This window comes from Novosphingobium sp. ES2-1, from assembly GCF_015169775.1.
In the GTDB taxonomy this organism is placed as follows: Bacteria; Pseudomonadota; Alphaproteobacteria; order Sphingomonadales; family Sphingomonadaceae; genus Novosphingobium; species Novosphingobium subterraneum.
In genome coordinates, this window is the sequence record NZ_CP063445.1 from 1,875,471 (window position 1) to 1,900,762 (window position 25,292).

The following is a 25,292-nucleotide window of genomic DNA, read 5'->3' on the forward strand; positions in this document are numbered from 1 at the left end:
AAATTTCGATCACGCCCGCTCCAGCAGGCGATCGGCTTGTGCCCGAGCTTCGGCAGTAACCTCAGCGCCCGAAAGCATGCGCGCGATTTCCTCCTTGCGCGCCGCTGCATCGAGCAACGCGACCGACGTGCGGGTGACGGTGCCATCCGAGCTTTTGGCGATCATGTAGTGGCGGTCGCCGCGCGCGGCGACCTGCGGGCTGTGCGTGACGGCAAGTAACTGCCCGCCACTGGCGAGGCGCGCCAGCCGGTCGCCGATCGCGCTCGCCACCGCACCGCCGACGCCACGGTCAATCTCGTCGAAGATGATCGTTGCCGCGCCGCCCTCTTCAGCAAGCGCGACCTTAAGCGCGAGGATGAAACGCGAAAGTTCGCCGCCCGAGGCGATCTTGCCGAGTGGGGCGAAATCCGCGCCGGGGTTGGTCGAGATCAGGAACTCGACAGCATCGATTCCGCCAGCGCCCCAGCGATCATCGGGCAGTCGTAGGACCGCTGTGTGGAACTTGGCAGCATCAAGCTTAAGCGGGGCCAGTTCAGCCGCCACTGCCTTGTCGAGCCTGCGGGCAGCTTCGGCGCGCTGGACCGAGAGCGTCTCGGCCTTCGCCTGATAGTCCAGCGCCGCATCGCGCGCGGTCCGTTCGAGACCTGCGATCTGGGCCTCTCCCCCTTCGATGGCGTCAAGCGCAGCGCGCATCTCGGTCATCTTGTGGGGGAGTTCATCGACGGTGCAGCCGTGCTTGCGGGCAGCCGCGCGCAGGTCGAACAGCCGCGTCTCGATGCGGTCGAGCAGAGCGGGATCGTGGGCCAGGACCTCGGCGGCGCGTGCCAGCTTGTCCTCGGCCTCGCTCGCCTCGATGACCGCCCGGTCAAGCGCTTCGAGCGCTTCGGCCAGCAGGGGGTGCTCGGTGGCGATGCGGTCAAGCCGGCGGGCGGCGCTGCGCAGCGTGGCAAGGGCGGAGTCGGAGCCCTCCCACAGGCGCTGCAGTTCGACGAGGTCGCCAGAAAGCCGCTCACCCTTCTGCATATCGGCGCGCTGACCAGCGAGTTCGTCCTCCTCGCCGATGATCGGAGCGAGGGCATTGAGTTCGGCCAAGTGGGCGAGCAGAAGGTCCTGTTCTTCGGCAGCGCGCGAGACTGCGGCACGGGCCGACTGAAGCGCATCCTCTGCCTTGCGCCACTTGATCCATGCGCTGTCCACGCCTGCGACATCGGCCCCGGCATAACGGTCAAGCAGGGCACGATGGCCGCGCGCGTTTACGAGGCCGCGATCATCGTGTTGGCCGTGAAGTTCGACAAGGCTGCGGGCCAGTTCGCGAAGCAGAGCAACGCCGACGGGCTGATCGTTGACGAACGCCTTCGACCCACCATCGGCACGGACGCGGCGCTTGATGATCAAAGGCTCACCCGGTTCAATGTCGACTTCTGCGTCATTCAGAGCCGAGCGAATGGCTACGGGCATCCGGTCAAACTCGAACGTGGCGGTGACGCTGGCCTGATCTTCGCCAGCCCGGACGAGCCCGCTGTCCGCCCGATCGCCCAGAACTAGACCCAGCGCATCGAGCAGGATCGACTTGCCGGCGCCGGTTTCGCCCGTCAGCACGCCAAGCCCGCTGGCAAAGCTGAGATCGAGCGCCTCGATGAGCACGACATTGCGGATCGACAGGCTGGTGAGCATCGCGCGATTCTCTAGCCGGTTGTGGCGCGCTCGTCCACGCACGGAGAAGCCTTTCGTTCTCCACTTGTTTCATTCGAGTGACAGCATGCCACACGCCCGCAATGCGAATCCGCCATTGGCGGCTCCAGATGGAGAAAGGTTCGCTCATGGCATCGCATGCGAAACTCGAGGGCTCGAGGCCGTTCAAATCCGCCGCAGATCTGATTTCGTCTGCTCCAGCGTGGCTCGACCTGCCCGAACCGCGCGGCTTTCGACCCAAGCGCCGCCTGCGCACCGTGTGGATTTCCGATGTCCACCTCGGCACGCGCGGCTGCAACGCACCAATGCTCCTCGATTTCCTCGCAGCCATCGAATGCGAGACGCTGTACCTTGTCGGTGACATTGTCGACGGCTGGCGGTTGAGCAAGGGCTGGTACTGGCCCGATGCGCACAACGAAGTGATCCGGCGCATCCTCAAGATGGCGCACCGGGGCACGCGCGTGATCCTGATAGCCGGCAATCACGACGAGATGCTGCGCCCCTATGCCGGCATGAGCTTTGGCGGGGTGGAACTGGCGCTCGAGACCATTCATGAAACCGCTGACGGACGCCGCCTGCTGGTGACCCATGGTGACGGGTTCGATGGCGTGGTGCTCTATGCGCGCTGGCTGGCGTTTTTGGGCGACAAGGCCTATTCGCTGCTGCTGCGCGCCAACGTGCTGTTCAACATCGCGCGTCGGCACCTCAAGATGCCTTACTGGTCCCTGTCGGCCTACCTGAAGAAGAAGGTCAAGAACGCAGTCCAGTTCGTCTGCGACTTCGAGGAGGCGGTTGCCCATGCCGCGCGCGACATAGGCGTGGATGGTGTGGTTTGCGGCCATATCCACTGCGCCGAGATCCGCCAGATCGGCGACGTGACATATTACAACGATGGTGACTGGGTGGAGAGTTGCACGGCGCTTGCCGAAGAGTTCGACGGCAGCATGTCGATCATCGACTGGGCCGAGGACACGCGGCGCGCGGCTGCAGTCAAGGCAGCGCTCAAGCCCATTCCGCAGTTGGAGGAGCAACCGGCATGAGGATTGCGATCTGCACGGACGCCTGGCATCCGCAGGTGAACGGTGTCGTCCGGACCCTTGCTGCAACTGTCGACCGCCTGATCAGGCGAGGTCACGAAATCGAACTGGTCACGCCGAGCCAGTTCCTGACGATGCCGCTGCTTGGCTACAGCGAGATACGCCTCGCCATGCTGCCCCGGTTCGGCACGCGGCGCACCCTGGCAGACTTCGCTCCCGACGTTGTGCACATTGCCACGGAAGGCCCGATCGGATGGAGCGCAAGGAGCTGGTGCAAAGCCAATAACGTGCCGTTCACCAGCGCTTTTCATACCCGTTTTCCCGAGTATGCGGCTGTCCGTACCGGCTTGAAACCCGAGCGCTTCTGGCCAGTCATGCGCCGCTTTCATGGTGCGAGCCGAGCGGTATTGGTGTCGACGCGAACGCTGGCGGGTGAACTGGCGAGCCACGGCGTGACGCAAACCCGGATCTGGACGCGCGGCATCGATCGGGACCTGTTCCATCCTGATCATGATCCATTGCCTGAACTGGCAGATCTGCCACGCCCGATCATGCTTAATATCGGTCGCGTGGCGATCGAGAAGAACCTGACCGCCTTCCTCGATGCAAATGTGCCCGGCACGAAAGTGGTCGTGGGAGACGGCCCCGCTCTGGCAAGACTGCAGACCCAGTATCCCGCAGCGATCTTCCTGGGCGCGTGCCATGGCGAGCAATTGGCGCGAGCCTATGTTTCGGCCGATGTCTTCGTCTTTCCGAGCAGGACCGACACATTCGGTCTTGTCATGATCGAAGCTCTTGCCTGCGGAGTTCCGGTTGCAGCCTATCCCGTGCCGGGTCCACTCGACATCATCGGGCGTGAGGGGCGCGGCCCGTCCGGTGACCTGCCCATGCAAATCGGCGCTCTGGACGAAGAACTTGGCCTGGCGATCCAGAAGGCCTTGCGCTGCGATCGGATCGGCGCGGCCGTCCAAGGCGCGCGATACAACTGGGATCGCGCGACCGATCAGTTCCTCGAGGCCGTGGGCGACGCCATACGCGAGCCCGCTGCACGCGAGTTCGCCTGAAGTCATGTAATCAGACAAAAGGCGGTGGCATCTATCCGGAGTGCCATGCTATGGGCGCGGCCACGGAGACCCGCCCCAATGCTTGCAGATGCCCCGCCCCAACCTGTTGTAATCGCATCGGAAACGAACGAAGCCGCAGCCTCGCGGGAGTTGCCGGCCGGTGTGGCAGATCTGATTGACGCAACACTGGCATCAGGCAATCGCGCCGATGCCGAAGCTGTTATTCGTTCTGCCAAGCTTGCGTTCCCAAATGCCGCAGAAGCGATCGACAAGAGGGTCGCCACACGCAAATCGTCCGGCTTCGCCCTGGTTCCGGCACAAGCGAGGAACGCCAGCGAACCCAAAAGGCCAGAAGCCGCAGGCACACCCGCGAAAGAACCGAAAGTTACCGGCGAAGGGGAAGCAGGAGCATTTGCCAACACCGGCAATGCCCCGGGCATTGGTCTGGTGGGCGGCTTCAAGCTGCTGGCGGAAGGCGCAAACTGGCGCATCGCCACGACTGCCCGTGCAGATTACCAGGAAACGGCTGACGTGGTCACCCGCGAACAATATCGCTTCTCTGCAGAGCCGAACTACAAGTTCGACAGCCGAGGCTATCTCTACGGTCTCGGGCAGTTCGAGCAGGACCGCTTTCAGGGTTTTGCATCGCGCTACAGCATCTCGGGCGGGTTGGGCTACAGCCTGCTGAAAGCCGATCATGCCAAGCTGAGCGTCAAGGCCGGACCAGCATGGCGCGTGACGAACCCGGTGGATGGCGATCGCGAATCCGTCGTGGCAGGGCTGGCATCGTTGGAAGCCAAGATCAAGCTGACACCGAGCCTGGAATACAGTCAGGATGCCAGCGCCTATTTCGATGCGCAGGGCAGCACGTTCTATACCCTTGCGGCTCTCGATTCACGACTGATCGGCAAGCTGAAGGCCCGGCTTTCGTACATGGTGCAGCACGAAACTGCACCTGAACTCGGCCGACTCGGCACGGATACGACGAGTCGGCTGACGCTGGTCTACGGGTTCTGAAGCGCGTTCAGGCGGCAGTTGTGCCCGGCGCGTACTTGTTCATCAGATCGTAGGAGCGCTCGTACCATTTGCTGCCCGGGTAATTGGTACCCAGCACTGACGCAGCCTTCTGTGCCTCCTGCGGCAAGCCAAGCGAGAGATAGCTCTCGACCAGGCGGTATAGCGCCTCGGGCGTGTGGCTGGTGCTCTGATACTTTTCAACCACGGTGCGGAAGCGGAGCGTACCGGCCAGCCACTTGCCGCTACGCTGGTACATGCGGCCGATCTCCATTTCCTTGCCGGCAAGGTGATCGTTGATCAGGTCGATCTTGAGCCGTGCGTCGGCAGCATAATCGGTATTGGGATAGCGGCGAACCAGCTCGTTCATCGCGGTCAGCGCCTGCTGCGTGATCTTCTGGTCGCGCGTGACGTCAGAGATCTGCTCGTAATAGCAGAGCGCGACGAGGTAATAGGCGTATGGCGCATCCTTGTTGCCGGGGTGGATCGACAGGAAGCGCTGGGCTGACTGGACCGACTTCGAATAGTCGCGGGCGACATAATAGCTGAATGCGCTCATCAGCTGAGCGCGGCGGGCCCAGGGCGAATAGGGATGCTGACGCTCGACCTCGTCGAACAGTGCGGCGGCCTGCTTCGAATCGCCGCGATCGAGCCGGTCCTTGGCCGCCGTGTAGAGCGTATCGACGTCGCGCGCGACGTAGGCCACGTCCTTCTTCTTGTTTCCTCCGCCCGCACAACCGGCAGTCACGCCCATGGCGACGGTAGCGGCGGCGAGGACGGCGAAGCGCAGCGGGCGGCGCATATCGAGGACGGTCATGCCGACCCTATAGCCAGCCGGTTCCTGAACGCCAAGTGAAGTTGCGGTGTTTTACGCCTCGGTGAAAGGAGGCTCGACCGCAATCGGATCGGCCAGGGTCATGCGATCGAGAATGGCGGCCGTTTCGTCACGCAATTGCAGCATCAATCCGCGCAAGCGGCACTCCGCCTCGGGCAGGCAGTTGTTGCAGGTTTCATGAGCATTGCGCGCTGCGCAAGGCACCAGCGCAAGGCTTCCGCGTGTCAACCGGATGATGTCACCATAGCGAATATCGACAGGCGGAAGCGCCAGTTCGTATCCGCCGTCCCGCCCCCGGTGCGAGATGACAATCCCTTCCCTCGCCATTTCAGAAAGGATGACGGTGAGAAACTTGCGCGGGATGTTCTGCGCCTCGGCAATCGCATCCAGGCGCACGGGGCCTTGTCCGAATAGGTCGGAGAGATGCTGAAGCGCCCGGATTGTATATCGCGTCTTTTGCGAGAGCATGAGAAAGACATGAACACTCGAACGCGAATGTCAACGCGCTTGGTAGAATTACTGGTGGGGTCTCTTGCACTTTGCCGATAGTCCGGCCCGGTTCCCCGCGGGAACCGGGCCAGCCTGACTCAAGCCCGCCAATACGTCAGCGCGAAGTTCACTTTGCTTCGGCAGTGCTTTCCACGAAATCGAGGCGGGCGCGGTAGGGGTCCTCGACGTGATTGGCGCCCCCTTCAGCAATAAGCATGACCTTGGTATCGTCAAAGGTGGCGGCCGGCCACGCCGGCCCCGGCGTTCCATGCGTTGCGAAATCGATCCACAGCTTGTGCGTGGTGGTTGCGACCGCTTGCTCGCCAGGGGCCATCTTCCACTGCGTGCGGGCTGCAACGGTGTCGAAGACATAGGGCAGTTCGCTGGCGTGCGGCGCGCCCCCCATTGCCTTGCGGAAATCCGGATGGGCATAGTCGAAGCGATACAGAAAAGCCGCCTGTCCCCGCTTTGATAGGGCCCTTGCCACGGCACGTGCCGGTTCGATGAACGTGCGATCGGCGCTGGTCATGACCGCAACCTGCAAAGGTGCACCATCGCCAGTCGGATCATATAGCTTTCGCGCTTCTGCTTCCCGTTCGCCATAGCTGGCAAAGATCTTGGCCTTGTCGGTCCCAAACGGAAGTCCGTCGGCAGAGTTTGCGCCGACCATGATCGGAACCTTGGCATAAAGTCCGGCGGCGATTGCCTCGACCGGGCTGCCGAAAATCGTACGGGCATCGACCATCGGTCCGGAATAGGACGGCTGCGCCATCGTCATCATGGAGAGATCGCCGGTCACCTTCTCCGCCGGCAAGGCGCGCAGCCCTGCTGCGTCGAGACCGGCTGCGAAAGTTTCCCCGGCCTTTGCTGCACCGGCTATGGTTGGCGTAGGCAAGGAGCGTTCGCGCCCGGCACCACTTTCGATGATCACCTTCTGGAACAGCCCACGCGCCTCTGGAGCCTGCAACAGCATGTGCATCGACATGCCGCCCGCGCTTTCCCCGAAGACAGTGACGTTCGCCGGGTCACCGCCAAATCTCTCGGCGTTGGCCTTTACCCAGCGGAGCGCCGCGATCTGGTCGAGATAGCCGAAGTTGCCGCCGTACCCCTCTGCCGCCAAGGCCGGATGGGCAAAGAAGCCAAAGCGACCCAGGCGATAGTTCAGGCTGATCAGCACGACGCCATCGCGCGCAAAGTTTTCGCCCGAATAGACCGCAGGGGACGAGCCACCGTTGACGAACCCTCCACCGTGGACCCACACCATCACTGGCAATTTGGCCCCCGGCTTGGCCGATGAGGGTTTCCAGACGTTGACGAAGAGGCAGTCTTCCGATGGCGTGGTGCGGATCGGCGCTGCATCGGGCGGGAATGGTGCCTGAAGGCAATCCGCCCCATACTTGGTGGCATCGCGCACCGAGCTCCATGTCGCCACCGGCTGTGGCTCGCGCCAGCGGTTTTCTCCTACCGGAGGTGCGGCATAAGGAATGCCAAGAAAGGCCGAGACGCCGTTTGCCGCCTGAACGCCGCGAACTGGGCCCAAAGCGGTTTCAACGACCACTTCAGCGTCATGTCTGAAGACCCGGCTCGCGGCTTGGCAGCATGGCCGACACCTGATGACAGGGCGAAAATTCCGGCACCCAATGCGAGCGTTGCAATGACACGCATCCTCAATCCTTCCACGTCTTGGCCGGCATTCTGACCTTCACCGGCGTTCCCAGCGTTTCGGCGTCCTTGCCTAGGGCGAAGGTGTATTCGCCAGCCGGCATTGTCCAGCCGCCGTTCTTCCAGTCAGCGAGGATGCGCGGATCGATGGTCAGGCTGACGTTTTGCGATGCGCCTGCAGCGAGATTCACCCGCTGGAACCCGGCAAGGCGGCGCTTGGCCTGTCCTGCACGGTCGACAAGGTAAAGCTGCGCCACGTCGGCGCCCTCGCGCTTGCCGGTGTTCTTCACCGTGAAGCTTGCGGTCAGGCCCTTCACCTTCAGACCGGTGCTCTCGAAGGTCGTGTACGAAAGGCCGTGGCCAAACGGGAACAGCGGCTTCGCCCCTTGCCTCGCGAACCAGCGGTAGCCGACGTCCGAACCCTCGATGTCATAGTCGGCAGTCAGCTTGTCGCTGCCCGAAGATGGCCCGCCGGAAAAGTCGGGCTCGACCCAATCGCTGCCATCTAGCTTGGGCCGTGGCAATTGCGCTTCGCTGGCCGGGAAGGTCAGAGGCAGGCGGCCCGAAGGGTTGGTATCGCCGAACAGCACCGAAGCGATCGCTGGCCCGCCGCGTGCGCCGGGATACCACGCCTCGATCACGCCTGCGACCTTGTCCAGCCACGGCATCTTCACCGGCCCGCCGGTTTCCAGGACAACGATGGTGTTGGGATTGGCGGCGGCGACCGCTGCGATGAGTTCATCCTGACCGTCAGGCAGCGACAGGTCGGGCACGTCGAGGCCTTCCGTGGTCCACTGCGTCGCAAAGACGATGGCGACTTCCGACTGCTTGGCCTTCTCCACTGCATCGGCAATGTAGCGCCCGTCACGGAAGGTCACCTTGGCGTCCTTGGCCAGGGCCTGGATCGCGTCCATCGGGCTGGAGCGGTGGTACTGCTGGGCAATGAAACCGGCCCACACACCCTTGCCGCCAATAGGACGGGTCACGGCAGGGCCGCCTTCGCCATGCACCTGGCTCGAACCTGCGCCCGAAAGCACGCCGCCATCGGCATAGCCACCGATGATCGCGATCGACTTTGCCGACTTGGCCAGCGGGAGTGCGCCGTTGTTCTTGAGCAGCACGATACCCTGTTTGGCAACTTCCTCCGCCACCGCGCCATTGGCTGCGAAATCGATCTTGCCGCCGGCCTTGACCGGGCTCCTGTCGAGGCCCGAGGCATAAATCGCGGTAAGCACGCGGCGGTTCATGTCATCGAGCCGCGCTTTCCACGCGGGGTCTGCCGCCGCCTTGTCCTTGAGCTTGTCACCGAAGAACACGGCCGGATCGAGCTGCTCGCCCGACTGCTGGTCAAGCCCCTTCAGCGCCGCGTCGATATTCGGCACCGCGCCCCAGTCGGACATCACGAAGCCCTTGTAGCCCCACGACCCTTTCAGCACCTTGTTGAGCAGCCAGTCGTTGGCGCAAGCCTGTTCGCCCCACACGCGGTTGTAGGCGCACATCACCGAGCCGGGCTGGCCCTGTTCGATACCGATCTGGAAGGCGAGCAAGTCGCTCTCGCGCGCGGCGCCTTCGCTGATCTTGACGTCAACATACTTGCGCCCGGTCTCCTGCCCGTTCAGCGCGAAGTGCTTGATCGTCGAGATGATGTTGTTCGACTGGATGCCGCGGATCGCTGCGCCTACCAGAATGCCCGAAAGCAGCGGATCTTCGGCAAGATATTCGAAAGTCCGGCCATTGCGCGGATCGCGCATCAGGTTGACACCGCCGGCCAGCAGCACGTTGAAGCCCTTGGCCCGCGCCTCCGATCCAATCATCGCGCCGCCGCGATACATCAGGTCCGGGTTCCACGAAGCCGCCTGCGCGACGCCAGACGGCAGCGCCGTCGCCCCGTCTTTGCGGATGCCCATGACGTAGGACACGCCAAGGCTGGCATCGGTTTCCTTCAGCGCCGGCACGCCAAGGCGTTCGATCCCCGGAATATAGCCGGCACCGGCAATCGCATCGGAAGGGATCGGAGGGGTCGGCCCACCCAAGGGCAGCGGCATGATGCCATGCGTCAGCACCACCTTCTCGTCCGCCGTCATCTGCTTCACCGTCGCCGCAGCGCGCGCGTCGGCCGCCTTCATGTCCACGGCTGGCGCCTGCTGGGCCCGGGTGTCCGTCGTGCCAGCAACCACCATCGTGCTCGCCGCCACCAAGAGGCGCCACACCTTCGACATCCATTGTCTCCTGAATTTCACAGCGGATTGACCACTCGATAGCCGTGGACGTGCCAGAGTATTGGCAGCGCTGTCAAGCGGCTCACGTAGAAACCTCGATGCGTAAAATAGGGTCCTTGTGATGCGCACACGCACAGACTAGGTTTCAAATTGAGAATGTTCGCAGAGCGGTTTCCATCCCTCTATTGTCACAAAGAGAAGCATGACCCCCCTGACCTTTCCGGCGAATTCCGCGCGGGCCACCATGGACGATGTGGCACGTCTTTCAGGCGTGTCGTTGAAAAGCGTGTCTCGCGTCATCAATGGCGAGCCTCACGTGTCGGCAAACCTGCGCGCCAAGGTCGAGGCTGCAATTGCAGAACTGAACTATGTCCCTGATGCCGCTGCTCGTTCGCTGGCCGGATCACGCACCTTCATCATTGGCCTGCTGCTGGACAATCCGAGCCCGCACTACACCATGAAAATCCAGAAGGGCGTCTACGACGTCGTACGGTCCCACCAGTATCACCTGCGCATCGACAATGTCGATTCCACCGTACCGGACGAACAATTTTCCGCGCAGTTGGAAGCCCTTATTCGTAACAATCGCTGCGATGGGTTCGTATTGACGCCCCCGCTGTCGGACAATCTGCTTCTCCTGGACTTTCTTGAGGCGCGCAAGATCCGCTATGTCCGGATCGCCCCCGCGCTCGACAATGCTCGTGGCCCTGGAATTGCCATCGACGACGCTGCTGCGGCGGCGGCAATGGCCCAGCATCTGTGGGATCTTGGCCACCGCCGCTTCGCAGTCATGCGGGGCCCCGCATCGCACATGGCCGCTGCCCGGAGACGCGACGGTTTCATCGCGGAACTGGAACGGCTGGGCAGCGCCACCCCGATCATCGACGCCGATGGCGGGTTTTCTTTTGAAGGCGGTATTGCTGCAGGCGAAACCTTGATCGCTCAGAGCCCCAGGCCAACCGCCGTCTTCGCCTGCAATGACGACAGCGCTGCTGGCGTGATGGCCGCATGTTCGAAGGCAGGATTGAAGGTGCCGGACGACATCTCTGTCTGCGGCTTCGACGACAGCTGGATTGCGCGGTCAGTCTGGCCCTATCTGACGACCGTGTATCAGCCGATCGAGGAAATGGGCCAGGCTGCCGCAGCCCTCCTGCTCAGGAGAGATGAGCAGGAAGGCAAGATTTCCCAGCTTGGGTTCCAGCTGGTGATCAGGGATTCGACTGCGCCTCCCCGGCAGACTCAAGGGTAACCGGGCCGATCAGGCCCGAAGGGCGGAGCGCGGTGTCGGCACGATAGGTTGGGAACGACGTCCACGTCACCTTTTCCGCACCGGGTTGCGCATCGCCGATCAGGCGATTGACCCAGAGGTTTGCGACCTTCACCTCCACCGAATTCACGCCCTTCCTCACCACACCTGACAGGTCGACGCGATAGGGCTTGTGCCAGGCATAGCCAACGTGCTTGCCATTGACTGACACCTCAGCGATCTCGCCCACTTCGCCGAGATTAAGCCAAAGTGGCGCGCCAGCGTTCACGCTCTTGGGCAAGGTGAAGCTGCTGGTGTAGGTCGCCATGCCCGAGAAGTACCTGACACCCGGTTCAGCCTGATCGCTCAGCGATGCCAGTCTCGGCAAGGTGATGCCTGCCGGTGCGCCACGGCCTGCCTGGAAAGCGATCTGCCACGGGCTGTCCAGCGTCGCCGCAGCCGCGGGCACCACCTTCTTGATCATCAGCGAGTTGGCCTTGGCGGGCTTACGGAACACGACAAAGACGGAACTCTCTGCGCCGAGCGTCAGCGGGACGATCGTCTCACCGTTCTCGATGCGGTAGGATACAGGTTCGGAACGCCCGCTATCCGCGTGCCACAACTCTGGTTGCTTTCCAGTGACGCGGAAACGCGCCTCTACGCGCTCATCCACCGTCTTGCGGTTGTTCAGAAACCACAGATCGCCGTCACCCAGGGCGCGATGAACGAACAGTACCTGAGCATCCGCACTTGCTCCGGACATTCTGAAATCGGGCGACACACCTGCTTTCGCAAGCGCAGCGTCGATATCGGCAGAGGCGATGACCTGCCCTGCCCCAAGCCGCGTCACCGGTGCCCCGGACCACAGCTTCGCGACCAGCGCGGCGAAGTCCGCCTTGCCGTCAGCCAGTGCAGGCGAGCTTTCGGGTGCGTGGCCGACGACGGTTGCGCCCGCTTCGACAAGCGTGGCGAGGCGCCGCAAGGTTGCGACGGTCATGCGCCGGGTCGATCCGCCAAGCTGGATCGCCTTGTAACGCGCCCCGCCCTTGGCGACGATTTCTCCATCCTGCACTTCGATCGCATCGAAAAGCGCATCGCGGTTGATGAAATCATAGGCATGTGCCAATGGTGCGTCACCGATCGGCTTGCGCCCATAAAGCGCAGTGAGCGGTCCTTCCTCGCCGTAGAAATAGGCGACGTCTGCAACGTTGCGGCCTGCCTGCAACAGCAGAGAGGACCGCGCCATGTAATCAACCCAAGGCCGGGCAAGTTCAGCCCACGCCTCATGGCGGTTGAAGAACTGGCCGAAGAAGGCCAACGAAAGGCCCGGCACCTTGTCGTCAACCGGTTGATGCACCGAGGTGTGCACGACCGGGCGGTTGACGCCGCTGGCGAATTCCAGATCGATGATGCGGCGCAATTCGTTGGGAGCGTAGGCCCAAGGCGCCAAGGCTGACGTCATCGATTCTGCCGCGACGATGTTCTGGCCATAGACATGCGCCACCGAGGCAGCGCCTTTCATGTCGGCAAGGTAGCTGGGGTTGGGCCCGGCCTTGCGGCCGAAGGTCCACAAGGCGGACATCGGCACATCTGCATGACTGCGCATTGCCATGTCGTCGCCAAGCGAAGGACGGTTGTCCTCGAGAGCCTCCCCATAGACCTTCAGGCCATTCTCGTGCGCCACTTGCGCAACTGTTCCGTAGTGTTCCGATGCCATGAGATCGGCGAGAGTCTGGCGGTAATCGCGCAGGAACTTGTCCGACTGCTCGCGCGTGCCGACCAATACGCCGGCAAGCGTCGGCAGGTAAGGCATCGGGTCATAGCCGCGCAGGCGCTTGAACTGCTCGATCATGCGCGGCGTCCAATTGGCCGCCCCCACTTCGATGGAATCCGTCAGCAGAGCGCGAACACCGCGCTTGCCGACGAGATCCCCGCCCGCCGCATCCTTATACGTGCCGATGTAGTGCTCGAGATAGCGACGAACGGCAGCACCGTCGAACTTGTCGACTTCGAGGCCCGTCGCCTCGGGCGGCGCGGGATGATTGGTTGTGCCAAGCAGGCTAGATCCAAGACGGATCACGCGCCATTTCCCCTTGGGCGGTGTCCAATCGAGTGAGCCGTCAGGACGCATCTTGCCTGTCAGGTCGACGATCCTCGAAGGGTCAACGCCAACGGCCGCCCTATCTGGTTCGCCGAGCGCGTCGTAATCCCGTGCGATCGCATAGCCTGCCTTGGCTTCAAACTGATCGATTATGGTTTCGGAGGTCAGGCGGAATTGCTTGATCTCGAGCGGCGCCTTCGCGCTAGCCGCGATCATGTCGACAAAACCGCCAACGACGACACCGGGTGTGGGATCGCCCAAATTGGAGCCATTGAATGGCAGGGGTACGAAAACCAGACGGAAATGCCGCGCGGTTACCGGCTCGAAACTGACTGTGGACGGGGCGCCGGTGACCGGCATGCTTGCAACAGGCTGCCATGTGGTGCCGTCGTTGCTGGCCTCGAGGCGAATGTGGAGAGTCGGCCCGGCAAACATGCTTTTCGCACCGGGAATGGCGATCGTCGCAGAGCGTATCGCCTGTGGCTTGGCGTAGCTCGCCACCAGAGTGGTTGGCGCCTCCGCCGGACCGCGCGGCAAGGTCACGCCAGTCTGCAGGCTGGCATCCGCCAGTGCCGCGGCGGAGATCGGCTTGCCATCCGAACTGAAGGAAGGAAGCACATCTTCCGCTGCCGTATCCGGCAGCGCGAGCACTGCAATATCGCTATATAGCTCGGGGGCCTCGAAGCCATGTTCGCCGGTGATCGAAGCCAGCGGGTCTGAATCGGGCATGTCGAGGAAAGGGCCGGTCGTGACCGGGGGCATAGGCAACTTGCCCGTGAAACGCTTTCCACCCTTGAGCCGCGTTTCAGCCCAAACGACCTTTTTCAGACCGTCTTCCGGCTTTACCCAAGGACCACCCGTTTCCGACCAGCCCGGCGAGGCTGCGATAGCAAGTTCAAGGCCCAATCGGTCGGCCTCGCTGGCGGCGAAGCGGAAGGCGTCCTTCCATTCCGGCGTCATGTATACGAGACGCTTGCCCACGACCTGTGGGGTCTGGAGTCCTGCATCGAAGTTCTGCAGGCCGCCAATGCCGACGCGCTTCATCCAATCGAGATCCTTGGCGATCCCGTCCTTGGTGACATTGCCGTTCATCCAGTGCCACCATACGCGCGGGCGCGCTTCCATTGGCGGATCCTGGAATTGCTGGGCAAGCGGATCAGGATTCGTTGCCCCCTGCTCGGCCGTAGGCGCCTCGGCAAAGGCAACCGGAGAGAGCAGCGTGCTGCAGGCAAGGATCGATGCGACCGAAATGCGCCGGCGAATGTTCATCATGTTCTCTCCAGACCTTTTCTTTTTATGGAATAGCAAATCAGACGATGCCGGCGCCCAGCCCCACGGCCTTGCGCTCCTGCGCCTTGCGGCCCCGGTACTGGCTGAGGCGATAGGCTTCGAGCACATCGATGGCGCCACCGGCTTCCATCCGCGCCTTTGCCAGGATCGGCGCAACGTCGACATTGTAGGCGCGGCGCAGGGCCTGGAAGGCCATCATCGTGTCGTTGGCTTCCTGCGCCGCATGGAGCGCCTCGCGGTCCACCAGTTGCGCCTTGGCGAAGCACTGGGTGATCGTCTCGGCGCTCGAAAGCATGGACTCGATCGGGTCAGTCACATTGTGCGACTGGTCGATCATGTAGCTGGGGTTGAAGCCATCACGCGGATTCAGCTCAGCCTCGACCAGTTCGTTGAACACCAGGAACAGCTGGTGCGGGTTGATCGAGCCGCTGTCGAGGTCGTCGTCGCCATACTTGCTGTCATTGAAGTGAAATCCGCCGAGTTTGCCGAAGCGGTGCAGACGGGCAACGATCTGTTCGATGTTCACGTTTGGCGCATGATGGCCGAGGTCGACAAGGCACTTTGCCTTCGGGCCCAGTTCCTGCGCGGCAAGGATCGAGGAACCCCAGTCGCTGATCACGGTCGAATAGAATGCCGGCTCGAACATCTTGTGCTCGAGCAGCATCCGCCAGTCATCGGGAAGCGCCGCATAGATCTTCGAGGCGGCTTCCAGATAGCGGTCGAGGCTGCGGCCAAGATCCTGCTGGCCGGGGAAGTTGGTGCCATCGCCGACCCACACGGTGAGGTCAGTCGAGCCGAGCTGCTGGCCAATCTCGATGCACTCGATGTTGTGATCGACTGCCTGCTGGCGCGTGGCGGCGTCCTGCGCGGCAAGCGATCCGTTGACGTAAGTATGCGCCTGACCGACCTGATCCTGAAAGGTGTTCGAATTTACCGCGTCCCAGCCAAGGCCGAGCGCAGCAGCCTCTTCACGCAGTGCCTTGTAATCGCTGACCTTGTCCCACGGGAAGTGCGGGGAGACGCGAGGAGTGACGCGGCTGAGCTGCTGGATGACCGCGCAGTCTTCCAGCTTTTCGTGGATGTTGGTCGGCTCACCGGCGATCGGGAACTTGGCAAAGCGCGTGCCGCCGCGCCCTGCGCCCCACGACGGCACGGCGACCGAGAAGCCCGCCACGCGGTCCTTGATTGCATCGATGTCGATCCCGGTACGGGAAAGCTTGCGGCCAAGTGCTGCGTAATCCTCCTCCAGCGCCTCGGCGTGAAGGGCATTGCGTTCGGCGATCAGGTCCGCCGAGATGGGCAGTTCGGTCATCTCTTCATCCTCTCCCGGAGACTTAGCGCGTGAAGGCCTGCGCGTTGCCCGCGTCGACATTGATCATGTTGCCGGTGGACTTTGCGCTCATGTCCGAACCGAGGAAATAGACCGCTTCGGCAATGTCTTCAGGCAGCACGTCGCGCTTTAGCATCGAGCGCTGGCGGTAGTGTTCTTCCAGTTCCTTGCCGCTGTCGATGCCGTGAGCTCCGGCGCGCTCCTTGCGCCAGTCGCCGTCCCAGATCTTGCTGCCCTTGATGACGGCGTCCGGGTTCACGGTGTTGACGCGAATGCCGTGAGGCGCACCTTCCAGCGCAAGGCAGCGCGCGAGGTGGTTCGCGGCGGCCTTGGCCGAGGCATAGGCGCTGGCATTTGTCGCCGCAGCAACGCCGTTCTTCGAACCGATGAAGACGACCGACGCACCGCCCTGCTCCTTCATCCGCTTCATCAGCGGCCAAGCCGCCTTGGCGGTAAGGAAGTAGCCCTGCGCCAGCACATCGTAGTTGCGGTTCCACAACTCGATAGTGGTTTCCTCGATCGGTGCGGACGAGGCGATGCCGGCATTGGCGACGAGAATGTCGAGACCACCGAACTCGCGCGCCGCCACATCGATTGCAGCTTTGACCTGCGCTTCATCGGTCACGTCACATACCGCCGCTCGTACGACGTCCTTGCCGAACTGCCTGGCAAAACCGGCGCGCACTTCCTCCACCGCATCGGCCGCGCGATCCGCCAGCACCACGCAGGCACCTTCGCGCAGCAGGCGAGCGGCAGAGGCGGCGCCGATGCCCCCTGCCCCGCCGGTGACCAGCGCGATCTTGCCGACCAGAGGCTTGGGCGCCGGCATGCGCTGCAGCTTGGCTTCCTCGAGAAGCCAGTACTCGATATCGAAGGCTTCCTGCTCATCGAGCGCGATGTAGTCGCCGATCGCCTCGGCGCCGCGCATCACGTTGATGGCATTGCCGTAGAATTCACCCGCGAGGCGGGCAGTCGTCTTGTCGGTGGCAAAGGTGATGCGGCCGACGCCGGGCACGAGCACGACAACCGGGTTGGAATCACGCATCGCAGGCGAGTTGGACCGCTTGCAGCGCTCATAATACGCCGCATACATCTCGCGATAGTCGGTGATCTTCTGCGCCAGATAGGCATCGTCCTGCAGGCGCGCCGGATCGAGCGTGAGCGGTGCGATCTTGGTGCGCAGGAAGTGGTCGGGGCACGACGTGCCAAGCGCGGCGAGGCGCTCGAAGTCGACCGAGCCTGTGAACTCCAGCGCCTCGGCGTCGTCCGAAAAGTGGCCGAGCTTCTGGCGCGCACCGGTCATGAAGCCGCGCAGGCGGGGCATGAGGTCGGCGGCAATGGCAGCGCGATCCGGGTTCGGCGCAACCTTCTGGCCGCCGAAAGCAGGTGCGCTGCCAAGCTTGGCGTTCAGATAGTTCGCAGCGTCTGCAATCAGTCGCACGGTATGCTCGTAGCAGGCCTTCGCGCTATCGGCCCAGCAGATGATCCCGTGGCCTGCCAGCATCACGCCTTCGACATGCGGATTGGCCTTCACGTAATCGCGCAGCATCACGCCCAGGGTATAACCGGGCCGCTTCCACGGCAGCCAGCCGATCTTGCCGCCCCAGATTTCCTGTGTAGCTGCTTCGCCGCCCGAAGAAGCGGCCAAGGCAATGATCGCGTCCGGGTGGACGTGATCGACGTGGGCAAACGGCAGCAACGAATGCAGCGGCGTGTCGATGCTGGCCGCGCGGCCGTTCAGATTGAAGGTGCAGTGCGGCAGGAAGCCGACCATCTTGTCGTCATCGTCAGGACCAGAATAGTGCGCCTCCAGCCCCAGCAGCTTGGCCTGATAGAGCGTGGCAAAGCCATCGAGCTTCATCGACCCGATATCGCCGCCCGAACCCTTGACCCACAAAACTTCAACCTTCTCGCCCGTAAGCGGATCGACCTCCTCGAGCTTGGCCGAGGTATTCCCGCCGCCGAAGTTCGTCACCGTCAGGTCGCTGCCGAGCAGGTTCGAGCGATAGAGCAGCAGTTCGGCCGGGCTGAGCTTTGCCGCTATCGCGTCGTCCCAGCGGCTGGCAGGCACGGCGAATGGAAGGGCGGCGGTAATCTGGGTGTGGGCGTTCATGGCATCCTGCAGACTGTTGCGCGATCTCGCGGTCGGCGACTCAGTAGCACTTTGCGCAAAAACGATCAAGAATGATCATTTATGATTGTTTTTAATGCTGGGCACAGAAAAGCCCCGCACCGATGAGTGCGAGGCTCTTTGCGGTTAAGTTGCAATCAGCGCGCTGACTGCTCCAGGAATGCGATGAGATCGGCGCGGTCCTGCGCATTTGCCAGCGGAGGAAAGGCCATTCGGTTGCCCGGTGCGAACTTCGCCGGACCAGCCAGAAACGCGTCCAGCGACTGCGCATTCCAGACGACGGCCTTGTCCTTGAGGGCCTGCGAATAATTGAAGTTCGGCATGGTGCCAGACGTGCGACCCACCACGCCCTTGAGCGACGGGCCAAGACGCGTCGCACCGGTGTTCAGGTCATGACATGCGGCGCAACGGGCGTACACGGTCTTGCCCCTGACCGGATCCCCAGATGCCTGCTGTGCCATCGCGCTGCCGGCAATGGCGAACGAAGCGGCGGCGATTAGTGCGACTGGCTTCATGAAGCGGAATCCTTTGGTCATCATGGCATTATGCCTGCCAAGGCATGTCCCGCTGCTGAACGATCAATCCTTGGCCGGCGCCGTCAGATACAGCTTCATCAATATCCGGAAAAGCTCGGACTTTTCACGCGCTGTGAGCTTCGAGGTCAGTTCCATCTCGTGCTCGGCAATGGCCAGACGCGAACGGGCAAGCACCTCGCGACCTTCATCGGTCAACCACAGGCCTCCGGCTCTTCTGTCCAGCTTCGAAGGCTCGTTCACCACAAAGCCGTTCTTGATCAACTGGCGCACGAACTGATGCACGGTGGGGCGTTCGATCTGGAAGAACTTTGAAAGATCGGTCTGCTTCAAACCGGGATTGGCATTGACCAGCCAAAGGATGGCCACCTGCTTCGGCGTCACGCTCATCGTGTCCAGCCGCTTTTCCAGCCGCGTGACGAATAGCGTGTTGACGGTGCCGATGTGCAGACCGAGAACGGAGTCGAGATCGTCGAGATCCAGTTCAGGTACGACGGATTGTCGGTTGATCACTGCCGTAGCCACGGATATTCCTTCCAACGCTGGCGCACAAAGCCCCTGTAAAGGGCCGAATTGCAGGCAGAGATCGCGCTGCGTCCGGCTCCTTCCATTAGTAACACAAACAAATTCTGCAATGCCTTTTGTGCAATGCACATTGCGGCATGGCGCCCGATTGGAGGATGACAATCGCATAAAATGCGACCAACAACAATTACGGCGATTGCACATGACTGGAGCGATGGTGGTGTCCCGAAAAACCTTTCTCGCAAGCATGGCTGCACTCTTTGCGAATCCGGCCGCTTACGCCGATGCGGGGTCCAGCGCCCCTGCCCCGACTCTCGCGTACGCGTTCACTGTTCAGGCCTCCCTCGCTCCTCCGGTTGAGCAAGGTGAAATCGATACCGGGCGCAAGCGCTTCATCCCGATAACAGGCGGCACGGTGAGTGGGCCGGCGCTTGCCGGGCAGGTACTGCCTGGCGATGGAGATTGGCAGGAAATCCTCCCTGGCGGTCTCACTTCGATAGAGGCGCGCTATTTTCTGAAGGCTACGGACGGAACGGTAATCGAAGTGACCAATCCGGGAGTCCGTACGGCAGCGCCGGAGATTATCGAAAAGCTCGCCAACGGAGAAAAGGTCGATCCTTCCGCCTACTATTTCCGCACAACGCCGCGCTTCTCCGTGCGCTCAGGTCCGCACGAATGGATGCGACGCAGGGTGTTCGTCGCTCGCGGCATTCGCAAGCCTGATGGCGTTGTGATCGACTTTTACACGGTGGAATAGCGAAAGACGGCAGCGCCTCAGGCTTCGACCGGCGCCGTGGTCATTCCCAATGCGGGGATGCCGACCGAGCGCCTGCCCCCGTAATCGGTCCGGACGACGATCAGATTGCCCTTTTCAAGATGCTCCAACAGGCGCCGTATGCGCCCGGAAGAGCGTGTTCCGTAGATTTCCGCGAGTCTTTCATCATCGGGGCAAGGCGCCCCCTCCATCGCTGCACGGGCCAATGTCAGGAAGGGGGCCAGCAAGTCATCGGGCACATCCTTGCCTATCCGGAGCAGATCCTGCCACTGCGCCGCCTTGTCGTCATGGATCCCTGCAACCGCCATCGCGAGCCGGCGCCGGAACACGCCGAGGTCCATGCCTGGCAATATCCGCAACATGCGGCAGCGGACGGTGAAGTCCTGATAGAGCTGCGACGCCGGCTGGAACGTGCAATCTGGTTCGGCCGCCATCTCGGCAAGAATCGACGCGATACTGGCCGCTGTTTCCTCCGCCTCGAACAGGCTGGGCGCTGCGGGCGGTTCGACCTGCTCGGCCGCGGGAACGTAGCCTGCGATCTGCTCAAGCAGTTCGCCGCTCTCAGGCACTGGCGCTTCCGGTTCGGGCGCGCGCGGCGGCAGTTCCATTGCTAGTGGCTCTGACAGCAGGATCGATTCCATCTCAGCACCGGCCGCATTGGGCAATGGCATCAGGCCCTGCACCACGTTGCGCGCGCGGGTCTGGACATCGGCGATGCGGACGCTGACCGGACGGCGGGCAATGGCTGGCCCAAGACCAAGGAAATGTCCCCGTTCCAGATCGCGGATCTTCTCGGCCTCGCGCCGCTCCATGCCGAGCAGGTCGGCCGCACGCGCCATGTCGATATCCAGGAAAGTGCGGCCCATCAGGAAGTTCGATGCTTCAGCCGCGACGTTCTTGGCCAGTTTGGCGAGGCGCTGGGTGGCGATGACCCCCGCGAGTCCGCGCTTGCGCCCGCGGCACATCAGGTTGGTCATTGCCGAAAGGCTGAGGCGGCGCACTTCGTCGGTCACATCCCCGGCAGCGGCCGGTGCGAACATCTGCGCCTCGTCGACCACCACCAGTGCCGGGTACCACTCGTCGCGCGGGGCATCGAACAGAGTGTTCAGGAAAACCGCCGCGCACCGCATCTGCGCTTCGAGCTCGAGTCCATCGAGGGCGAGGATCACCGAAGCCCGGTGCTTGCGAATGCGCGCTGCAAGCTTGGCAATTTCCGGGCCATCGTAGGCCGCACCATCAACGACGACGTGGCCGAACGGTTCGGCCAGCGTGACGAAATCACCCTCCGGGTCGATTACCACCTGCTGCACGATGCTCGCGCTCTCTTCCAGCAAGCGGCGCAGCAGATGCGACTTGCCCGACCCGCTGTTGCCCTGCACGAGCAGGCGGGTTGCAAGAAGTTCCTCGACGTCGATCCTGACAGACGCGCCGGACCGGTCGGCGCCGATGACGATTGATGCGCTCACGCCTGTCGCTCTGGCGAAGGCGGGGAGAGTCGGCAAGGCCGTGGCCTTGTGATTTCCCCCGCCTTCAACGCCTTTTACGGCAGGATGATGCCATCACCGCGCTTGTACAGCGGCGCGGCACTATCATCGGGCCGCCCGGGATGCTGCTCTTCCACCGCCTTTGCCGATGAGGGCAGTTCGAACGGCAGACGCCCCTGCGACTTTGCCTTGCCGGTCACGAGATCGACGAGCACAGCATCGCTGGCTCCGAACAGACCGTAGAGTGCTGCGGCCTTGGCCTGGAATGCGGTCAGAACGGCAGGACGATCAAGGTCCACCGCCACGATCGTGGGCACTTTGGCAGACGCCATCGCAACCACCTTCGTTGGTTCGTCGTCAGCACGGAAATCGAGCCTGCCCTCATGTTGACGCGAGCCGAAGAAGTGGTGGGGGTGAAGCACCTCGAACGGCGTGGCGACACGCACCAGAGCGACATCGGCCTGATCCAGCGTATCCACAACCGTCAGCCCTCCGGCGCGCGCCGCTTCAGCACCCACGCCTGACAGCCAAACCTTGCGGCCCGGCGCCAAGGGGAGCAGTGCATTCCTGTTCTCAAGCAGGACCTGCGCGGCGCGCTGCGCCTTGTCGGCTTCGGCCTGGGTCGCCTGATTGCCGATTACCTTCCCGGCTTGGGCCACATCTACATAGGGATTGTCAAACAAGCCGAGGTCGAACTTGAGCTTGAGCACGCGCCGCGCCGCTTCATCGACCCGGGCGAGGCTGACCTTACCGTGCTTCACTGCAGCAAGCAGCGGCGCTGGATCATCGACGCCGCCGAACTGGTCGATCCCGGCATTGGCCCCCATGGCGTAGCGGTCTTCCTCGGAAAGATCCTCCACTCCCCAAGGCATCGCGATGTTATAGCCCTGCGGCTTTTCCGCCGTGGGCGCCTTGCAAGGTTCCAGGCAGGTGTTGGTGATCGCCCAGTCGGAAATCACGATGCCACCGAACTTCTTGGCCTTGCGCAAAAGACCGTCGATCAGCGGCTTGCTGAAACCCGCGCCGACCTGTGGCAGCGGCATGCCTTCGATACTTACGCCGTTGGCGATGACGTAGGTCGGCATCACGCCAGCGGACTTCGCGGAGAGCGCGCCGTCGAATGCGGCCACGTGCTGGGCAAAGCTCTCGTTGTCGAGGCGGGCGATGCGGCCGTAGTAGTTGTGCCCGTCGAAGCCTTCCGGCTCGGCGCCATAACCGACCCAGTGCTTGACCACGGTGGCGACGCCAGAACGGACGAGACCCGTAGAGCTGCCCTGAAAACCGCGCACATAAGCCCCTGCAAGCCGGGACACCGTCGCAGCGTCCGAACCAAAGGTCGCCACGCCGCGAGGCCAGCGTGGCTCGGTGTAAAGATCGGCTTGCGGGCTCAGTGCCATGTGGATGCCGACTGCCCGGTACTCGGCAGCGACAAGGCGACCAAACCGTTCGACCAGCTTCTCGTCGCCGATTGCTGCCATCCCCAGCGTCTCCGGCCATTGCGAGAAGCCACCAGAATCCGAACTCACGCCCACTGTCACCTGGAAGTGGTTGCGCGGATCCGTACTGATCGTCACAGGGATGCCGAGGCGCGTGGCTTCTGCCAACCGCTGGATGGCATTATTCTCTTCCGCAAAAGTCCTGGCGTCGGGCGAAAGGCGGGTGATCGCACTGTTCACGCCTCGAGTGAGTTGCGCCTGCGCTGCCGATTTGTCGTAAGCCGATCCAACCCCGATGGCCGACCCTTTCTCAGCCGACAGCGTGCCATGGAGCATGAGCGCGACCTTCTCCTCCAGCGTCATCTGCCGCAGCAGATCCTCTACGCGACGAGCCGTCGGGGCTGCCGGGTTCTCGTAGACGTCCTGTCGACCGTTGTGATTGAGATCGCGATAAGTTCCGCCTGCGCTGGCTGGCTGGTGGACAAGCATGGCCGCCCCAAGGGCCGGCAAGATTACGGAACCCGCAAGAAGCGACGTCAACGAACGCGACATGAATCTCTCCCGCCTGCGGATTGACAGCGCAGGACATCGGGACGTTAGTAAAAGGATGCGGATCGGGCAACGCCTCAAGACAGAAAAAGCGGCGACGCAATGCTCGCGCCGCCGCCTCTGCGACCCGTCGGGCTAAAAGGGGAAAGCCCTTCGGAAACCGAGTGTTATGCTTAGCTCTGTCGGATCAGGTAGTCGAAGGCAGAAAGCGCAGCTTTGGAACCTTCGCCCATGGCGATGATGATCTGCTTGTAGGGCACGGTGGTGGCGTCACCCGCCGCAAAGATGCCCGGAACGCTGGTCGCACCACCGGCATCGACCTCGATTTCGCCTCGCGCCGACAGATCGATTGCGCCCTTGATCCATTCCGTATTGGGCACAAGCCCGATCTGCACGAAGATGCCTTCAAGCTCGACCGTATGCAGTTCCTCGCTCGTACGGTCCCGGTAGACCAGTCCGGTTACCTTTGCACCGTCGCCCAGTACCTCGGTGGTCAGAGCCGAGGTCACAATCGTGACGTTGGGCAAGGACCTCAGCTTGGCCTGCAGCACCGCGTCAGCTCGAAGCTGGCTGTCGAATTCGATCAGCGTCACATGAGCAACGATGCCGGCAAGGTCGATCGCCGCTTCGACGCCCGAATTGCCGCCGCCGATCACTGCCGTGCGCTTGCCCTTGAACAGCGGACCATCGCAGTGCGGGCAATAGGCCACACCCTTGTTGCGGTACTCGTCCTCGCCGGGAACACCCATCTGCCGCCAACGCGCGCCGGTCGAGAGGATCAGCGTCTTCGCCTTGAGGCTTGCGCCATTCTCGAGCTGTACCTCATGCAGTGCACCTTCGCTGCCTGGCAACAGCGCCGTCGCCTTCTGCAGGTTCATCACGTCGACGTCGTATTCCTTGACGTGGCTTTCCAGCTGGGCGGCAAGCTTCGGACCTTCGGTGTGCTGGACCGAGATGAAGTTCTCGATCCCCATGGTGTCGAGCACCTGCCCGCCGAAGCGCTCTGCCACCACGCCGGTCCGGATGCCCTTGCGTGCGGCATAGATCGCAGCAGCTGCACCGGCCGGACCACCGCCGACGACGAGCACGTCGAACGGCTCCTTGGCGGCAATCTTTTCGGCGGCGCGGGCAGAAGCATTGGTATCCAGCTTGGCGACGATCTGCGCCAGGTCCATGCGGCCCGAGCCGAAGGGCTGTCCGTTCAGGAACACGGTCGGCACGGCCATGATCTGGCGCCGCTCGACCTCTTGCTTGAACAGCGCGCCGTCAATGGCGACATGCGTCACGTTGGGATTGAGCGCTGCCATGATGTTGAGCGCCTGTACCACGTCGGGGCAGTTCTGGCAGGTCAGCGAGAAGAACGTCTCGAAGTGTAGCGGACCGTCAAGGTCGCGCACCTGGTCGAGAAGCTCGGCGTCTTCCTTCGGCGGGTGCCCGCCAACGTGGAGCAGCGCTAGGATCAGAGAGGTGAACTCATGCCCCATCGGCAGACCGGCAAACACGGCTTCCGCCCTGCCCTCGTCTGACCGGATGGCGAAGCTGGGCGCCCGCTCGTCCGTTCCGTCGAAGCGGGCGCTGACCTTGTCCGACTGCGCAGCAATTTCCTCGACAAGCGACCGCATCTCGGCGGACTTGGCGCTATCGTCCAGAGTTGCAACCAGCTCGATCGGACGGCGCAGGTTGCCGAGATAGGACTTGAGCTGGGCAGTGGTGGCGGCGTCAAGAACGGGCATGGTCATTTCCTTTGGACATTACAGACCGCGCGTCACCGAATGGTCGGCGCACGGGGGATCAGTTCGAATTTGATCGGGATCGTGGAGCCGGCGGGCCGCCCACAAGCGGCACGGCCCGTCCGGTGGCTATGGCAGGACGTTCAACCC

At 62.7% G+C, this 25,292-nt stretch carries 18 protein-coding genes; 5 read left to right on the forward strand and 13 right to left on the reverse strand.

Features of this window, described 5'->3' with window-relative positions; all coding sequences use genetic code 11:
- Positions 1 to 9 precede the first annotated feature (9 nt).
- The gene (gene recN / locus IM701_RS09100; RefSeq protein ID WP_193826735.1) at positions 10 to 1,674 is read right to left on the reverse strand and encodes a DNA repair protein RecN; all 1,665 of its coding nucleotides are present in this window, start codon (positions 1,672 to 1,674) and stop codon (positions 10 to 12) included.
- A 146-nt stretch (positions 1,675 to 1,820) separates the two neighbouring features.
- Here recN and IM701_RS09105 point away from each other — a divergent pair, with 146 nt between their 5' ends.
- The 3 genes from IM701_RS09105 to IM701_RS09115 all read left to right on the forward strand — a co-directional run bounded on the left by IM701_RS09105 (position 1,821) and on the right by IM701_RS09115 (position 4,810).
- Positions 1,821 to 2,732, forward strand: a complete 912-nt coding sequence (locus IM701_RS09105) for a UDP-2,3-diacylglucosamine diphosphatase (RefSeq protein ID WP_082013349.1) — start codon at positions 1,821 to 1,823, stop codon at positions 2,730 to 2,732.
- Positions 2,729 to 3,793, forward strand: a complete 1,065-nt coding sequence (locus tag IM701_RS09110) for a glycosyltransferase family 1 protein (RefSeq protein WP_193826736.1) — start codon at positions 2,729 to 2,731, stop codon at positions 3,791 to 3,793. The genes IM701_RS09105 and IM701_RS09110 overlap by 4 nt, the downstream gene beginning before the upstream one ends.
- 162 nt (positions 3,794 to 3,955) lie before the next feature.
- Positions 3,956 to 4,810, forward strand: a complete 855-nt coding sequence (locus IM701_RS09115; protein WP_230487636.1) for a DUF481 domain-containing protein — start codon at positions 3,956 to 3,958, stop codon at positions 4,808 to 4,810.
- A 7-nt stretch (positions 4,811 to 4,817) separates the two neighbouring features.
- Here IM701_RS09115 and IM701_RS09120 read toward each other — a convergent pair whose 3' ends face one another.
- The 4 genes from IM701_RS09120 to IM701_RS09135 form a co-directional block, all read right to left on the reverse strand.
- On the reverse strand, positions 4,818 to 5,624 hold the full coding sequence (locus tag IM701_RS09120) for an outer membrane protein assembly factor BamD (protein ID WP_039333970.1): 807 nt from the start codon (positions 5,622 to 5,624) through the stop codon (positions 4,818 to 4,820).
- Positions 5,625 to 5,675: 51 nt separating this feature from the next.
- Complete coding sequence (locus IM701_RS09125) at positions 5,676 to 6,110, reverse strand: Rrf2 family transcriptional regulator (protein WP_039333968.1); 435 nt, start codon at positions 6,108 to 6,110, stop codon at positions 5,676 to 5,678.
- A gap of 148 nt (positions 6,111 to 6,258) precedes the next feature.
- Positions 6,259 to 7,689 (reverse strand): carboxylesterase/lipase family protein, encoded by a 1,431-nt coding sequence (locus IM701_RS09130; protein WP_230487637.1) that lies wholly within the window; start codon positions 7,687 to 7,689, stop codon positions 6,259 to 6,261.
- A gap of 109 nt (positions 7,690 to 7,798) precedes the next feature.
- Positions 7,799 to 10,012, reverse strand: a complete 2,214-nt coding sequence (locus tag IM701_RS09135) for a beta-glucosidase (RefSeq protein ID WP_193826738.1) — start codon at positions 10,010 to 10,012, stop codon at positions 7,799 to 7,801.
- A 202-nt stretch (positions 10,013 to 10,214) separates the two neighbouring features.
- On the opposite strand from IM701_RS09135, the gene IM701_RS09140 reads away from it, so the two are divergent.
- Complete coding sequence (locus tag IM701_RS09140; protein WP_193826739.1) at positions 10,215 to 11,261, forward strand: LacI family DNA-binding transcriptional regulator; 1,047 nt, start codon at positions 10,215 to 10,217, stop codon at positions 11,259 to 11,261.
- Here the strand turns inward: IM701_RS09140 and IM701_RS09145 are convergent.
- From IM701_RS09145 to IM701_RS09165, 5 genes are all read right to left on the reverse strand, one after another.
- Positions 11,221 to 14,628 carry a glycosyl hydrolase gene (locus IM701_RS09145; protein ID WP_193828403.1) on the reverse strand — a complete coding sequence of 1,136 codons (3,408 nt, stop codon included), beginning with the start codon at positions 14,626 to 14,628 and terminating at the stop codon, positions 11,221 to 11,223. The genes IM701_RS09140 and IM701_RS09145 overlap by 41 nt on opposite strands.
- Before the next feature lie 40 nt (positions 14,629 to 14,668).
- The gene (rhaI, locus tag IM701_RS09150; protein ID WP_193826740.1) at positions 14,669 to 15,961 is read right to left on the reverse strand and encodes an L-rhamnose catabolism isomerase; all 1,293 of its coding nucleotides are present in this window, start codon (positions 15,959 to 15,961) and stop codon (positions 14,669 to 14,671) included.
- 22 nt (positions 15,962 to 15,983) lie between these two features.
- The gene (locus IM701_RS09155) at positions 15,984 to 18,092 is read right to left on the reverse strand and encodes a bifunctional rhamnulose-1-phosphate aldolase/short-chain dehydrogenase (RefSeq protein WP_193826741.1); all 2,109 of its coding nucleotides are present in this window, start codon (positions 18,090 to 18,092) and stop codon (positions 15,984 to 15,986) included.
- Positions 18,093 to 18,247: 155 nt separating this feature from the next.
- Positions 18,248 to 18,625 (reverse strand): cytochrome c family protein, encoded by a 378-nt coding sequence (locus IM701_RS09160; protein WP_193826742.1) that lies wholly within the window; start codon positions 18,623 to 18,625, stop codon positions 18,248 to 18,250.
- 63 nt (positions 18,626 to 18,688) lie between these two features.
- Positions 18,689 to 19,168 carry a MarR family winged helix-turn-helix transcriptional regulator gene (locus IM701_RS09165; RefSeq protein WP_062780402.1) on the reverse strand — a complete coding sequence of 160 codons (480 nt, stop codon included), beginning with the start codon at positions 19,166 to 19,168 and terminating at the stop codon, positions 18,689 to 18,691.
- 202 nt (positions 19,169 to 19,370) lie between these two features.
- On the opposite strand from IM701_RS09165, the gene IM701_RS09170 reads away from it, so the two are divergent.
- On the forward strand, positions 19,371 to 19,925 hold the full coding sequence (locus tag IM701_RS09170; RefSeq protein ID WP_230487638.1) for a DUF3237 domain-containing protein: 555 nt from the start codon (positions 19,371 to 19,373) through the stop codon (positions 19,923 to 19,925).
- 17 nt (positions 19,926 to 19,942) lie between these two features.
- Here IM701_RS09170 and IM701_RS09175 read toward each other — a convergent pair whose 3' ends face one another.
- The 3 genes from IM701_RS09175 to ahpF form a co-directional block, all read right to left on the reverse strand.
- Positions 19,943 to 21,409, reverse strand: coding sequence for an ATP-binding protein (locus IM701_RS09175; RefSeq protein ID WP_193826743.1), 1,467 nt, complete (start codon positions 21,407 to 21,409; stop codon positions 19,943 to 19,945).
- Positions 21,410 to 21,483: 74 nt separating this feature from the next.
- Positions 21,484 to 23,415 (reverse strand): glycoside hydrolase family 3 protein, encoded by a 1,932-nt coding sequence (locus tag IM701_RS09180; RefSeq protein WP_230487639.1) that lies wholly within the window; start codon positions 23,413 to 23,415, stop codon positions 21,484 to 21,486.
- Between the two features lie 170 nt (positions 23,416 to 23,585).
- Entirely contained in the window at positions 23,586 to 25,145 is a 1,560-nt protein-coding gene (ahpF, locus tag IM701_RS09185; RefSeq protein ID WP_193826744.1) for an alkyl hydroperoxide reductase subunit F, read from the reverse strand.
- Between the last annotated feature and the right edge of the window lie 147 nt (positions 25,146 to 25,292).

Coding starts and splice junctions, on each gene's coding strand:
- IM701_RS09140 (WP_193826739.1), top strand. CDS start 10,215: ATGACCCCCCTGACCTTTCCGGCGAATTCCGCGCGGGCCACCATGGAC.
- IM701_RS09120 (WP_039333970.1), bottom strand. CDS start 5,624: ATGACCGTCCTCGATATGCGCCGCCCGCTGCGCTTCGCCGTCCTCGCC.
- IM701_RS09155 (WP_193826741.1), bottom strand. CDS start 18,092: ATGAACGCCCACACCCAGATTACCGCCGCCCTTCCATTCGCCGTGCCT.
- IM701_RS09105 (WP_082013349.1), top strand. CDS start 1,821: ATGGCATCGCATGCGAAACTCGAGGGCTCGAGGCCGTTCAAATCCGCC.
- IM701_RS09135 (WP_193826738.1), bottom strand. CDS start 10,012: ATGTCGAAGGTGTGGCGCCTCTTGGTGGCGGCGAGCACGATGGTGGTT.
- IM701_RS09160 (WP_193826742.1), bottom strand. CDS start 18,625: ATGAAGCCAGTCGCACTAATCGCCGCCGCTTCGTTCGCCATTGCCGGC.
- IM701_RS09170 (WP_230487638.1), top strand. CDS start 19,371: ATGACTGGAGCGATGGTGGTGTCCCGAAAAACCTTTCTCGCAAGCATG.
- ahpF (WP_193826744.1), bottom strand. CDS start 25,145: ATGCCCGTTCTTGACGCCGCCACCACTGCCCAGCTCAAGTCCTATCTC.
- IM701_RS09110 (WP_193826736.1), top strand. CDS start 2,729: ATGAGGATTGCGATCTGCACGGACGCCTGGCATCCGCAGGTGAACGGT.
- IM701_RS09180 (WP_230487639.1), bottom strand. CDS start 23,415: ATGTCGCGTTCGTTGACGTCGCTTCTTGCGGGTTCCGTAATCTTGCCG.
- rhaI (WP_193826740.1), bottom strand. CDS start 15,961: ATGACCGAACTGCCCATCTCGGCGGACCTGATCGCCGAACGCAATGCC.
- IM701_RS09145 (WP_193828403.1), bottom strand. CDS start 14,628: ATGAACATTCGCCGGCGCATTTCGGTCGCATCGATCCTTGCCTGCAGC.
- IM701_RS09125 (WP_039333968.1), bottom strand. CDS start 6,110: ATGCTCTCGCAAAAGACGCGATATACAATCCGGGCGCTTCAGCATCTC.
- recN (WP_193826735.1), bottom strand. CDS start 1,674: ATGCTCACCAGCCTGTCGATCCGCAATGTCGTGCTCATCGAGGCGCTC.